Annotated in this window: 16 protein-coding genes and 2 pseudogenes; 16 read left to right on the top strand and 2 right to left on the bottom strand. The window is 66.6% G+C overall.

Features of this window, described 5'->3' with window-relative positions:
• Positions 1 to 27: 27 nt before the first annotated feature.
• The 15 genes and pseudogenes from ETD86_RS16730 (at position 28) to ETD86_RS16660 (ending at position 10,390) form a co-directional block, all read left to right on the top strand.
• Complete coding sequence (locus ETD86_RS16730) at positions 28 to 450, top strand: roadblock/LC7 domain-containing protein (protein ID WP_138667080.1); 423 nt, start codon at positions 28 to 30, stop codon at positions 448 to 450.
• Positions 451 to 455: 5 nt separating this feature from the next.
• Positions 456 to 872: a DUF742 domain-containing protein gene (locus tag ETD86_RS16725; protein WP_425465641.1), complete on the top strand. Its 417-nt coding sequence runs from the start codon at positions 456 to 458 to the stop codon at positions 870 to 872.
• 7 nt (positions 873 to 879) lie between these two features.
• Entirely contained in the window at positions 880 to 1,440 is a 561-nt protein-coding gene (locus tag ETD86_RS16720) for a GTP-binding protein (RefSeq protein WP_138667106.1), read from the top strand.
• Positions 1,441 to 1,497: 57 nt separating this feature from the next.
• Positions 1,498 to 3,048 carry a signal recognition particle protein gene (ffh, locus tag ETD86_RS16715; RefSeq protein WP_138667079.1) on the top strand — a complete coding sequence of 517 codons (1,551 nt, stop codon included), beginning with the start codon at positions 1,498 to 1,500 and terminating at the stop codon, positions 3,046 to 3,048.
• Positions 3,049 to 3,368: 320 nt separating this feature from the next.
• Positions 3,369 to 3,809 carry a 30S ribosomal protein S16 gene (rpsP, locus tag ETD86_RS16710; protein ID WP_138667078.1) on the top strand — a complete coding sequence of 147 codons (441 nt, stop codon included), beginning with the start codon at positions 3,369 to 3,371 and terminating at the stop codon, positions 3,807 to 3,809.
• A gap of 1 nt (position 3,810) precedes the next feature.
• A complete protein-coding gene (locus ETD86_RS16705) occupies positions 3,811 to 4,056 on the top strand; it encodes an RNA-binding protein (RefSeq protein ID WP_043634919.1) in 246 nt (81 codons plus the stop codon).
• Between the two features lie 71 nt (positions 4,057 to 4,127).
• Positions 4,128 to 4,628, top strand: a complete 501-nt coding sequence (rimM, locus tag ETD86_RS16700; protein ID WP_138667077.1) for a ribosome maturation factor RimM — start codon at positions 4,128 to 4,130, stop codon at positions 4,626 to 4,628.
• Complete coding sequence (trmD, locus tag ETD86_RS16695; RefSeq protein ID WP_138667076.1) at positions 4,628 to 5,407, top strand: tRNA (guanosine(37)-N1)-methyltransferase TrmD; 780 nt, start codon at positions 4,628 to 4,630, stop codon at positions 5,405 to 5,407. The genes rimM and trmD overlap by 1 nt, the downstream gene beginning before the upstream one ends.
• A gap of 137 nt (positions 5,408 to 5,544) precedes the next feature.
• Complete coding sequence (gene rplS, locus ETD86_RS16690; RefSeq protein WP_138667075.1) at positions 5,545 to 5,907, top strand: 50S ribosomal protein L19; 363 nt, start codon at positions 5,545 to 5,547, stop codon at positions 5,905 to 5,907.
• Between the two features lie 146 nt (positions 5,908 to 6,053).
• Entirely contained in the window at positions 6,054 to 6,914 is an 861-nt protein-coding gene (gene lepB / locus ETD86_RS16685) for a signal peptidase I (protein ID WP_170223111.1), read from the top strand.
• On the top strand, positions 6,914 to 7,507 hold the full coding sequence (gene lepB / locus ETD86_RS16680; protein ID WP_138667074.1) for a signal peptidase I: 594 nt from the start codon (positions 6,914 to 6,916) through the stop codon (positions 7,505 to 7,507). Before lepB (ETD86_RS16685) ends, lepB (ETD86_RS16680) begins: the two co-directional genes overlap by 1 nt.
• A 52-nt stretch (positions 7,508 to 7,559) precedes the next feature.
• Complete coding sequence (locus ETD86_RS16675; protein WP_138667073.1) at positions 7,560 to 8,228, top strand: ribonuclease HII; 669 nt, start codon at positions 7,560 to 7,562, stop codon at positions 8,226 to 8,228.
• A 39-nt stretch (positions 8,229 to 8,267) separates the two neighbouring features.
• On the top strand, positions 8,268 to 8,591 hold the full coding sequence (locus ETD86_RS16670; RefSeq protein ID WP_026215037.1) for a DUF2469 domain-containing protein: 324 nt from the start codon (positions 8,268 to 8,270) through the stop codon (positions 8,589 to 8,591).
• A gap of 265 nt (positions 8,592 to 8,856) precedes the next feature.
• Positions 8,857 to 9,120, top strand: coding sequence for a hypothetical protein (locus ETD86_RS16665; protein ID WP_138667072.1), 264 nt, complete (start codon positions 8,857 to 8,859; stop codon positions 9,118 to 9,120).
• A 651-nt stretch (positions 9,121 to 9,771) separates the two neighbouring features.
• Positions 9,772 to 10,390: pseudogene (locus ETD86_RS16660) on the top strand (IS5 family transposase).
• A gap of 7 nt (positions 10,391 to 10,397) precedes the next feature.
• Here the strand turns inward: ETD86_RS16660 and ETD86_RS16655 are convergent.
• Positions 10,398 to 10,886, bottom strand: coding sequence for a DinB family protein (locus ETD86_RS16655; RefSeq protein WP_138667071.1), 489 nt, complete (start codon positions 10,884 to 10,886; stop codon positions 10,398 to 10,400).
• A 450-nt stretch (positions 10,887 to 11,336) separates the two neighbouring features.
• Between ETD86_RS16655 and ETD86_RS16650 the strand changes: the two genes are divergently transcribed.
• Positions 11,337 to 11,627, top strand: coding sequence for a YraN family protein (locus ETD86_RS16650; RefSeq protein WP_138667070.1), 291 nt, complete (start codon positions 11,337 to 11,339; stop codon positions 11,625 to 11,627).
• On the opposite strand, the pseudogene ETD86_RS60075 reads toward ETD86_RS16650, so the two are convergent.
• A pseudogene (locus tag ETD86_RS60075) lies at positions 11,595 to 11,819 on the bottom strand (integrase core domain-containing protein); the annotation flags it as partial. The gene ETD86_RS16650 and the pseudogene ETD86_RS60075 overlap by 33 nt on opposite strands.
• Positions 11,820 to 11,961: the final 142 nt, after the last annotated feature.

Genomic DNA, 11,961 nt, shown 5'->3' with positions numbered 1-11,961 from the left:
GTTCATGCGACCGACGGAGGAGGGCGTATGAACGACCTGAGCCACGCGGCACGCGGAGTGGACTGGTTAATCACCGACTTCGTCAGTACGGTTCCGGGGGTCGCGCACGCGGTGGTCGTCTCGTCCGACGGGCTGCCGCTCGCGGCATCGTCGGGATTCCCGGCCGACCGGGCCGATCAGCTGGCCGCCATCGCGTCGGGACTGGTGAGCCTGACGCAGGGCGCCGCCAGGGTGTTCGAAGGCGGCGCGGTCAACCAGACCATCGTGGAGATGCAGCGCGGCCTGATGCTGATCATGTCGATCAGCGACGGCTCGTGCCTGGCGGTGCTGGCGGCGCCGGACTGTGACATGGGGCTGGTGGCGTACCAGATGACGTTGATGGTCGATCGCGCCGGTCAGGTGCTGACTCCGGCTGTGCGCGCGGAGCTGCGCGCCAGCCAGTCCAGGTGATGTGAGTGACGAACCCACCATGGAACAGCGGCGGGTGGAACAGCGGCGGCTGGGAGCCACCGCCGCCTTCGCCCTCCGGCGCCGAGCCGGCCTCGCCGGTGCGGCCGTACGCCGTCACGGGCGGGCGGACGGCGCCCAAGGTGAAGCTGGCGATGGAGGCGCTGGTGTCCTCGGCGACCGCCGAGCACCGGGAGTTCTCGCACATCACGCCCGAATACAAGGCGATCAGCCAGCTCTGCCTGCAGGTCAGGTCGGTGGCGGAGGTCTCGGCGCTGCTGCGGATCCCGCTCGGCGTGGTGCGTGTTCTGATCGCGGACATGGCGGCAGAAGGCCTCGTACGAGTGCATCAGCCGCAGCTGGATGCGGGTAGACCGGACGTCAACCTGCTGGAAAGGGTGCTCAGTGGACTACGCAGGCTCTAGCCCCGGCCTGACCTCGACGAAGATCGTCGTGGCCGGGGGCTTCGGCGTGGGTAAGACGACGTTCGTCGGCGCGGTGTCGGAGATCATGCCGTTGACCACGGAGGCCGTCATGACCGACGCCTCCGCCGGCATCGACGACCTGGGCATGACGCCCCTGAAGTCGACGACGACCGTGGCCATGGACTTCGGGCGCGTCTCGCTGGACCGTGACCTGATCCTTTACCTGTTCGGCACCCCCGGGCAGCATCGGTTCTGGTTCATGTGGGACGACCTGGTACGCGGCGCGATCGGCGCCGTCGTGCTGGTGGACACGCGCCGCCTGGCCGACAGCTTCCCCGCCATCGATTACTTCGAAGAGGCCCAGCTGCCGTTCATCGTGGGGGTGAACGGCTGGGACGGGGAGTACCCGCACAGCGACGGCGAGGTGCGCGACGCCCTGACCTTGGCGCCGCACATCCCGATGGTGCGGCTCGACGCCCGCTCGAAGGACTCGGTCAAAGGCGCTCTGATCAACCTGGTCGAGCACGCGCTCACGGTTCGCATGGCCGTGCCAGGCTGGAGCGGCTAGGAGAGCGGATAGGCTGGAGTCTCCGACGTACATTCGCTTCGAGGACTGGCCAACCACGTGTTCGAGACGCTATCCGACCGGCTGACATCGGTCTTCTCCTCCCTCCGAGCCAAGGGCCGGCTGTCCGACGCCGACATCGACGCCACCACTCGCGAGATCCGCATCGCCCTGCTGGAGGCCGATGTCGCGCTGCCGGTGGTGAAGACTTTCGTCGCCCAGGTGAAGGAGCGCGCCCGCGGCTCCGAGGTCTCGCAGGCGCTCAACCCGGCGCAGCAGGTCGTCAAGATCGTCAATGACGAGCTGATCGAGATTCTCGGCGGTGAGACCCGCAGGCTCCGCTTCGCCAAGACGCCGCCGACCGTCATCATGCTCGCCGGTCTGCAGGGCGCCGGTAAGACCACGCTGGCCGGCAAGCTGGCCAGGTGGCTGCGCGAGCAGGGCCACGCGCCCATGCTGGTCGCCGCCGACCTGCAGCGCCCCAACGCCGTCCAGCAGCTCCAGGTCGTGGGCGAGCGCGCGCAGGTCGCCGTCTACGCGCCCGAGCCGGGCAACGGCGTCGGCGACCCGATCGGGGTCGCCCGCACGTCGCTCGACGAGGCCAAGCGCCTGAATCACGACATCGTCATCATCGACACCGCCGGCCGCCTGGGCATCGACCAGGAGATGATGAAGCAGGCCGCCGACATCCGCGACGTGGTCCAGCCCGACGAGATCCTGTTCGTCGTGGACGCCATGATCGGCCAGGACGCCGTCACCACGGCCCAGGCGTTCATGGAGGGTGTCGGTTTCGACGGCGTCGTGCTGACCAAGCTCGACGGCGACGCCCGAGGCGGTGCCGCGCTGTCGGTCAGGCACATCACCGGCCGGCCGATCATGTTCGCGTCGACGGGCGAGAAGCTCGAGGACTTCGACGCCTTCCACCCGGACCGGATGGCGTCCCGCATCCTCGACATGGGTGACATCCTCACCCTGATCGAGCAGGCGCAGAAGACGTTCGACGAGGAGCAGGCCGCCAAGATGGCCGGCAAGCTCACGTCGGGCGAGAGCTTCACGCTCGAGGACTTCCTCGAGCAGATGATGATGGTCCAGAAGATGGGGCCGATCAAGAACCTGCTCGGCATGATGCCCGGCATGGGGCAGATGCGCGACCAGCTCAACGCGATCGACGACCGGGACCTGGACCGCATCGCCGCGATCATCCGCTCCATGACGCCGGCCGAGCGCCAGGACCCCAAGATCATCAACGGGTCGCGTCGCGCGCGCATCGCCGGCGGCTCCGGCGTCACGGTCACCGCCGTGAGCAACCTGGTCACCCGCTTCTTCGAGGCGCAGAAGATGATGAAGCGCATGGCCGGGGGCATGGGCATCCCCGGGATGCCGGGCGGGCGTGGCAAGGCGGCCAAGGCGGCCAAGAAGAGCAAGAAGGGGCGGCGGGTCAGCGGGGACCCGCGGAAGGCGGCGCTGGAGAAGGCGTCCTCGTCCGGTGAGGCTCCGGCGCAGCCGAAGCAGGGCGGGATGCTGGGGAATCTGCAGGGCAAGCTGCCTCCGGGGATGGAGTTGCCGCCGGGCTTCGATCCCTCCAAGTTCAAGCTTCCCGGCCAGCAGTGACCACCCGCCGCACCCCGAAGGCACGTTCTCGGGGTGCTGCCCTTTTCGGGGCCCGTCCTTCGGATGGGGAGTCGCTCCCCACTCCGGTGCCGGCGGGCAGGGCGGGGAGGCGGGATTGTTGCCGAGCCTTTGCGGCGCCGTTCCGCATGCGGTCGTAGGCAGTGCCGTCGATCTGGCAGAATGACATGTTGGAACACCGTGACCAGGCGGGCGCCCTCTAACCTCCCGCCGGCCGCGTCTGTCCCTGGAGCGTCGTCCAGCCGTGCCCCACTCGGCGAAGCGCCGTTCACCCACGCTCGAATGCAGGAGAGACCACACCCGTGGCAGTCAAGATCAAGCTCAAGCGGCTCGGCATGATCCGCAACGCTCAATACCGTATCGTCGTCGCCGACAGCCGCACCAAGCGTGACGGCCGGGCGATCGAGGAGATCGGCCTGTACCACCCGAAGGACGACCCTTCGCGCATCGAGGTCAACGCCGAGCGTGCGGCTTACTGGCTCGGGGTCGGCGCGCAGCCGACCGAGCCGGTGCTCAAGCTGCTCAAGCTCACCGGTGACTGGCAGAAGTTCAAGGGCGAGCCCGCCCCGGCGCCGCTGAAGGTGGCCGAGCCCAAGCCTGACCGTCACGCCATCTACGAGGCCGCGGCCAAGGAGGCGCTGTCCGGTGGCGACACCGGCACGGCCGCCACCACGCCGAAGCGGGCCAAGAAGAAGGAAGAGGCCGAGGCCCCCGTCGAGACCCCGACCGAGGGCGAGGCCTGACGTGCTCGAGGAGGCTCTCGAGCACCTCGTGAAGGGCATCGTCGAACATCCTGACGATGTCCGGGTCCGCGCACGCCGCATTCGCAGCGGGCGCGTCCTGGAGGTCCGGGTGCACCCCGAGGACCTGGGTAAGGTCATCGGACGCGGCGGGCGCACCGCCAAGGCGCTGCGTACAGTCGTGAACGCCCTGGCCGACGGGAAGTATGTACGGGTCGACCTGCTCGATCTGCACGAAGCAGTCCGTTAGCGTCAGGTTTCCGCGCCCTCATCGGTTTGCCGACCGATGGGGGCGCTTGCGTTAAGAAAGGGCACATTCACGTGCAGCTGGTCGTCGGCCGGATAGGCCGTCCGCACGGGGTACGCGGTGAAGTGACCGTGGAGGTACGCACCGACGAGCCCGAGCGGCGCTTCGCCGTCGGCACGTCGATCGCGACCGACCCCGCAGGCAGGGGGCCGCTCGTCGTCGCCGCCCGCCGGTGGCACAAGGGCATCCTGCTGGTGTGGTTCGAGGGCGTCACCGGCCGCGACGCGGCCGAGGAGCTGCGGGACACCATGCTGGTCATCGACTCGGCCGACGTGGAGCCGTCCGACGACCCCGACGAATTCCACGACCACCAGCTCATCGGCCTGGCGGTGGAGACCGTCGCCGGCGACCCGGTGGGCGAGGTCACCGACGTCCTGCACCATGGGCAGGACCTGCTGGTCGTCAGCAGGAAGGGCGCGGACGAGGCGCTCATCCCGTTCGTCAAGGCGCTGGTGCCCGAGGTGGACCTGCAGGGCGGGCGGCTCGTCGTCGACCCGCCGGAGGGTCTGCTGTGATGCGGCTCGACATCATCTCCATCTTTCCCGAGTACTTCGCGCCGCTGGACGTGTCGCTGATCGGCAAGGCACGTGAGCGCGGCACGCTCGACGTACGCATCCACCAGCTGCGGGACTGGACCCACGACGTGCACAAGACGGTGGACGACACGCCGTACGGCGGTGGTCCCGGCATGGTCATGAAGCCCGAGGTGTGGGGCGAGGCCATCGACGCGGTGATCGGGGACGGCGCGCCGCGGATGATCGTGCCGACGCCGAGCGGGCGGCCGTTCACGCAGGAGCTCGCGCAGGAGCTGGCGGGGGAGCCGTGGTTGCTGTTCGCGTGCGGGCGGTACGAGGGGATCGACTCGCGGGTCATGGCCGAGTACGCCACCCGGCTGCCCGTGGACGAGGTCAGCATCGGTGATTACGTGCTGGCCGGAGGCGAGGTCGCGGTGCTGGTCATGGTGGAGGCCATCGGCCGGCTGCTGCCCGGCGTGCTGGGCAACGCCCAGTCGGCCGTGGACGACTCCTTCGCGCCCGGGTCCATGCGTAACCTGGTCGAGGGCCCCGTTTACACCAAACCGCCCGTCTGGCGCGGCCACGAGGTGCCTGCCGTGTTGCTCTCCGGGCACCACGGGAAGGTGGCCAGGTGGCGACGGGACGAGGCGCTGCGCCGCACCGTGCGGAACCGGCCCGAGCTGGCCGCGGCACTCGACCCCGACACGCTCGACAAACACGACAGGAAGCTCCTGGAGGAGCTCTCGTTTCGCGTCCTGCCGGAAGATATGGCAAACTGAATCGCTGCCAACTGTCAATTGGTTGGTCAGCCATGCCCGGGAAACGATCCCGGGTTCATCACATCAGCAGGCGCGTCCGCCGCGAGCCACGGCCGGGTGGACCTCCGCGTGCTCACGAGGACTTGAGGACAGCTCTCATGCACACGAAGATCCAGGAGCTCGAGAAGGCGACCCTGCGCAGCGACGTGCCGGGTTTCCGCCCCGGTGACACGCTCGAGGTTCACGTACGAGTCGTCGAAGGCAACCGCTCCCGTATCCAGGTCTTCAAGGGCTTCGTGCTGCGCAGGCAGGGCAGCGGCGCCCGCGAGACCTTCACGGTCCGCAAGGTCAGCTACGGCGTCGGCGTCGAGCGCACCTTCCCCGTGCACAGCCCGGTCATCGAGAAGATCGTGCTCGTGACCCGCGGCGACGTGCGCAGGGCGAAGCTCTACTACATGCGTGACCTGCGCGGCAAGGCCGCCCGTATCCGCGAGAAGCGCGAGACGACGACCGCGAAGTAGCCCCTGGTCTTTCCCCGAATGGTCCGCGCCACCCGGCGCGGACCATTCGGCTTTACAGGGCCGTTCCCTTTATGTGGAGCGACTCGTGCTCGGTGTAACGTCGGTCCAGGCTTGCCGAGCCGATTCATCATCTAGGCTCGTCAGCGATGACTAGCGAGAGCCAGGAGTACGGCGCGGCGCGCCGCCCTGTCGAGGACGAGGTGGACGTGGTCGCCGAAGAGACTCAGAAGCCGGCCAAGGACAAGAAACAGGAGAAGAAGGGGTCGTTCTGGAAAGAACTTCCCGTTCTTGTCGTGGTGGCCCTGGTGCTGGCCCTGATCATCAAGACGTTTGTGGTTCAGGCGTTCTACATCCCGTCGGAGTCGATGGAGAACACCCTGCTGAAGAATGACAGGGTCCTGGTCAACAAGCTCGTCTACCACACGCGCGACATCGAGCGCGGCGATGTGGTGGTCTTCTCGGGCGTCGACTCCTGGGACGGCGAGTTCCAGTTGGAGGAGCCGTCCAACGCGGTCGCGGGGTTCTTCCTGTGGGTGGGCACGGCGTTCGGCATCGTGCCCGGCGAGAAGGACTACATCAAGCGGGTCATCGGCATCGGTGGGGACCACGTCAAGTGTTGCGACTCCAAGGGACGCATCACGGTCAACGGCACGCCCATCGACGAGGAGAGTTATCTCTACCCCGGTAACGTTCCATCCGACAAGTTCTTCGACATCACGGTGCCGCAAGGGCGGTTGTGGGTCATGGGCGACCACCGCTCGGTCTCGCTCGACTCGCGTTCCCACACCGGCGACCCGGGTGGCGGTTCCATTCCCGAAGGTCAGGTCATCGGGCGGGCGTTCGTGAAGGTCTGGCCGTTCGACCGGGCGGGCGTGATCGACATCCCGGACACGTTCGCGCAGCCCGCGCTGCAGGCGCTCGGCGGGTCCATGCCGCTGGTCGCCGGGTTCGGGCTGGCCGTACCCTTGGTCCTGGTTCGTCGGCGCCGGCTGCGGAGGAGGCGTTGATGGCCGTCACCAAGAAGGCGGAGGGCGTGGGGAAAGAGAAGAAGAAGGGCGGCTTCCGCGAAACGCTGCTGCTGCTCGTCCTGGGCATCGGCCTCGCGTTGTTGCTGCAGGCGTTCGTGGTCGGCTCGTTCTACATCCCGTCCGTCTCGATGGAGAACACTCTGCTGGTCAACGACCGCGTGTTCGTCAACAAGCTCGCGGGCAAGCCGGAGCGCGGCGACATCGTGGTGTTCAAGGGCTGGAACGGCGAGGACACCATCAAGCGCGTCATCGGCGTCGGCGGCGACAAGGTGGTGTGCTGCGACTCGAAAAAGCGCATCAGCGTCAACGGCACGCCCCTGGACGAGACGTCCTACCTGTACCCCGGCGATTACGCTTCCGATGACAAGTTCAACATCACCGTGCCTGCCGGGAAACTGTGGCTGATGGGAGATCATCGCAGCGCCTCAGCCGACTCCCGGGCCCACATGGATGAGCCGGGTAAGGGGTTCATCTCCGAAGAGGCGGTGGTCGGCAAGGCGGTCGTGCGGTATTGGCCGCTGTCCCGCGGCTATCTCTTCTCCCGGCCCGACATTTTCGACAAGGTCAAGTAGAGAGGGCTTTCGGTCGCGGGCTGCGGCGAATGGGGCGTACGCTGCCTCTGTCATGACAGTTGCGTTCCGCCCTCGACCGAGTGTCGTCCGGCGCGATTCCGGACTCTACGCCTATGAGCGGGCGCTGGCCCGTCGCGGCCTCACCCCGATCGCCGGCGTCGACGAGGCAGGCCGCGGCGCCTGCGCGGGGCCGCTCGTGGTGGCGGCCGTGATCCTGCGCAGGGAGATCGACGGCCTCGGCGACTCGAAACTCCTCACGCCTGCGGTGCGCGAGCGTCTCTACGATCGGATCACGCGTGTCTCCCACGTAGGCATCGTGATCATCCCGCCGGGGGAGATCGATGCCAAAGGTCTTCACAAGTGCAACGTTTCAGGAATGCGGCGAGCTGTTGCACAGTTGCCCTGTGACCCGGAGTACATCCTGACGGACGGCTTCCCGGTACCCGGGCTGCCCGCGCCGTCGCTCGCCGTGTGGAAGGGGGATCAGGTGGCCGCGTGCGTGGCGGCCGCGTCCATCGTGGCCAAGGTGACGAGGGACCGCCTGATGGTGGGGCTCGACGAACGTTTCCCGCAGTACGGCTTCGCCGAGCACAAGGGGTACGTCACACCGGGGCATCGGCTGGCGCTGGAAGCGCACGGCCCATGTCCTGATCACCGTTACTCCTTCGTCACGGTGGCCAGGGAGATGGGTGAGAATGAAATGGGGGCCGGGGTTGCCTGAGCAGGCAAACCGGGGGACCGGTACGACAGGAGGACCGCGATGAGCGCAGAGGATCTCGAAAAGTACGAAACCGAGATGGAGCTGCAGCTTTACCGCGAATACCGTGATGTCGTCGGTTTGTTCACATACGTCGTGGAGACTGAGCGGCGCTTCTATCTGACCAACTCGGTCGACCTCGACGTCCGTACCGCGGAGAACGGCGATGTCTTCTTCGATGTGAAGATGCAGGACGCTTGGGTGTGGGACATGTATCGGCCGGCGCGATTCGTGAAGAACGTGCGGGTGGTCACGTTTAAGGATGTCAACGTGGAGGAGCTGGCCAAGGCCGATCTGGAGATGCCGAAGGAAGGGTTCTCGGGGTAGCCCGTGTTCGAGCGGGGTGGGTCGGGTGGCTCTCGGCTCGTCCGCCTACCGTCCGCCAGGTCGGGCGTGGCCCGCCTACCGTCCGCTGGGTCCGGTCGGGTCCGGGGCCCGCTTGGCAGTGGTCGATGCGCGCGTCTGCCTGCCCTGGAACGTAGCCTGGCACCATTCTCGGCGGCCTCCTCGGTTGGTTCCTGGGCTCGGCTCCTCGTCGGTGGGGGATGCCTCGCGCGAAGTCGCATGCCGATGGCTCGGTGACCGTTCCTGCATGATCCACGGTTTTGCCTCGATCGACAGTCGCCAGGGCTGGATCGGCGGCTACTTGACGATCTCGGATCAACAGGTGGTCCACACCATCGACCGGGATGCCAAGGTCTTGCGGAGGACCATCCCGCGGGCAGGAGCAGGCGTCGAGATCCAGACGCCACAGGGTGCGGAATTCGTGACCGTCGGTCTCACGACGCCGGATGGGCGACACTTCAAGATCAATTTCGATCGTATCTATGACGAGGCCCTCGACCGGTTCCGCTGACCCCGCCCTACCGGTGTAGCTGGCAGCCGACACGGCTAGCGATCAATCTGCAGCCCGCGCTGCCACCTCGGCAGGTCTTCCCGCGGCGTCAGGCTTACCGGCTCTGTGAGGTCGCGTCCCGCCACGGTGTCTATGTCTATTGCCTGCGGCACCACCATCCGGCACCAGACCGCGCCCGCACGGCTTCGCCTGCCTCGGCGCTGAACGTTTATGGACCTGGCGCTCCCGCGCATGCCTGGCGCTGCCCGCCCTGGCGCTGCCCGCCCTGGCACTGCCCGCGCCTGGCGCTGCGTGTGCCTGGCGCTGCTCGTGTGCCTGCTGCTGCCCATGTGCCTGCCGCTGCGTGTGTGCCTGCTGCTGCGCGTATGCCTGGCACTTCTCGTTTAGCTAGCGCTCCGCGCATGCCTGGCACTTCGCGTAGGCCTGGACACCCTCCGCATGTCTGTCGCCCTTGCGCGCCTGCAAGCCCCACGTGCTTGCCTCCACGTGTTTGCCTCCACGTGTTTGCCTCCACGTGTTTGCCTCCACGTGCCTGGCGCCTTGAGGCGAAGGCGCCTTGAGGCTAAGAGGTCCTAACAAAATGATCTAAGAATAAAGGTGATCATCTTCAGGTTGATCATCGCTGTGAGTAAGGGCGAGCAGCCACCGTGGATCGTGCCCGACGAGTTGTGGGCGCGGATTGAGCCGTTGTTGCCGATTGTGCCACGCCGTGCCGATCACCCGGGCCGCAAGCGCCTGGATAACCGGAAGGTCCTGTCGGGCATCCTGTTCGTGCTCTACACAGGCATTGCCTGGGAGTTCCTGCCGCAAGAGCTTGGCTTCGGTTCGGGGATGACCTGCTGGCGCAGGTTGCGGGACTGGCATCAGGCCGAGGTGTGGGACAAGCTGCACCAGTTGCTGCTCGCCGAGTTGCACGCCGCTGGTCAGCTGGACTGGTCCAAGGCGGTGATCGACAGCTCCCACGTCCGGACGCTCAAGGGTGGCCCAAAACCGGGCCGAGCCCGGTTGACCGCGCCAAGCCGGGCTCGAAACACCACGTCATCACCGACGGCAATGGGATCCCCCTCGCCGTGTCGTTAACCGGCGGCAACCGCAACGACGTCACTCAGCTCCTGCCGCTGATCAAGGCCATCCCGCCGGTGCGCGGCCGCCCTCGCAAGCGGCCCGCCTCCGCCTGCGCATCCGCTGGGAGGTCCGCGACGACATCCACGAGGCCTTCATGACCCTCGCCGCCGCAATCATCTGCTGGCGACGGCTCACGAGAAGCTGATAACAGGTCAGCGATCGGATCCAACCGCCGACAGGTCCCCAACGGCGTCGGCGTAGTAGGCCGAGTCTGCCAGGTGGAACGCGATCTGCCGGAATGTCCAGCCCTCACCGGGCGACCGGTCGAGCTGGTCTGGAGTGAGCGCGGTCAGTCGGTCGGCCCAGATCCGGCTGAGCCGGGTGAGCCGGCTCCTGGCCTCGTTCAGGTCTTGGTCGGTGAAGGGCGCCAGATCGGCAGGAGTTGTGCTCGCCGACGCATGCCAGCGATCAGGGATCGTTGGGTCGCCGGCCAGCCGTGCTTCCACCTCGGCGAGGTGATCGATGAGGTGATCGGTGACTCGGCGGATTGCCTTGTGCGGGGTGTAGACCCGCTCATCGGCGCGCACCGGGCGACCGTCCCACGTTGTCCAGGTCGCCGCCAGGTCGAGTACGTGGTCGATCATCGACGTGACGACCAGCGCCGGTTCGCGATTATCAGTGGTCGGAATCTCATCGGACAACCACGGCCTCCAGTTCAGTGCGTTACACGACCGGACAGGGCACACTCACTGACCACAACCCGGCGGAGACCGACAACGGCTCCGGAACGCAACTTAGGCTCCAGACATCTCGATGGGCATCGAAGCATGGATGCACGGCCGGTCAAGATTCATTTTGTTAGGACCTCTAAGGCCCCCTGAGATGCCTCTGGCGCCGAGACGTTCCTCGTCACGTCCGCTTACGACGTCGGCGTGTGGGTCGCATCTCACGCTCGACACCGTCTTCATCGCAGCATGCCCTGGCATTTCACCCCCAAGTCGCCAACAGATCGCGGCCCCCTATCCACAAGCCACAGCGCTCATCGCTCCACAATCCCCAGAATCCCGCTCGGCTCGACGGCCACCACCCCCCATCCGCCAAGGTCGGTTCCCGTACCGGACCGGACCGAAGCCGACCTGACGGAGGGGCGCATGGCCACGAAGAACGACCTCGAGCTCGGCAAACAGGGCGAGCAAATAGCCGTGATCTACCTGGAGGCCAAGGGCATGAAGATCCTCGAACGCAACTGGCGCTGCCGTTACGGAGAGATCGACATCATCGCCGAAGACGGCCCCACCCTCGTCGTCGTCGAAGTCAAGACCCGATCGAGCAGATCCCACGGCACAGCCCTGGAGTCCGTGAACCCTGCCAAGCTGGAGTGTCAATCCCCTCAAAGCGTGGAGACGGATCTATGCCACAGCGGTCCTCAGCAGGGCCGATGAGGCTGTCCTCTTCTCGATCATGTGACGTTCGAATGTGATGGGCGCCAAGCCGTCGTTCGCACTGTGTCTGCGGATGGTGTTATAGAAGTCCGCGATCCAGGTGGCGATCTTCAGACGGGCTTCGGCCCGGGTGCGGAACCGGTGACGGTGCACGTACTCGACCTTGAGCGTGCTGTTGAACGCCTCGGCCGCTGCGTTATCGAGCGCTTATCCGGCTAATGACGCTGGTTCTGGGCGTTGGCCGGTTAACGCTTTCAGCTGACCCGGGTGGTAAGTCGGCGGAGTTGCTCTTCGTGGCGCCGGACGCGTGCAGCGACGGCTTCCAGGGCGGTGT

Origin of the sequence: Nonomuraea turkmeniaca (genome assembly GCF_005889735.1) — a bacterium.
In the GTDB taxonomy this organism is placed as follows: domain Bacteria; phylum Actinomycetota; class Actinomycetes; order Streptosporangiales; family Streptosporangiaceae; genus Nonomuraea; species Nonomuraea turkmeniaca.
Note: the sequence above shows the minus strand (reverse complement) of the source record. Positions and strands in the feature narration are given on the sequence as shown.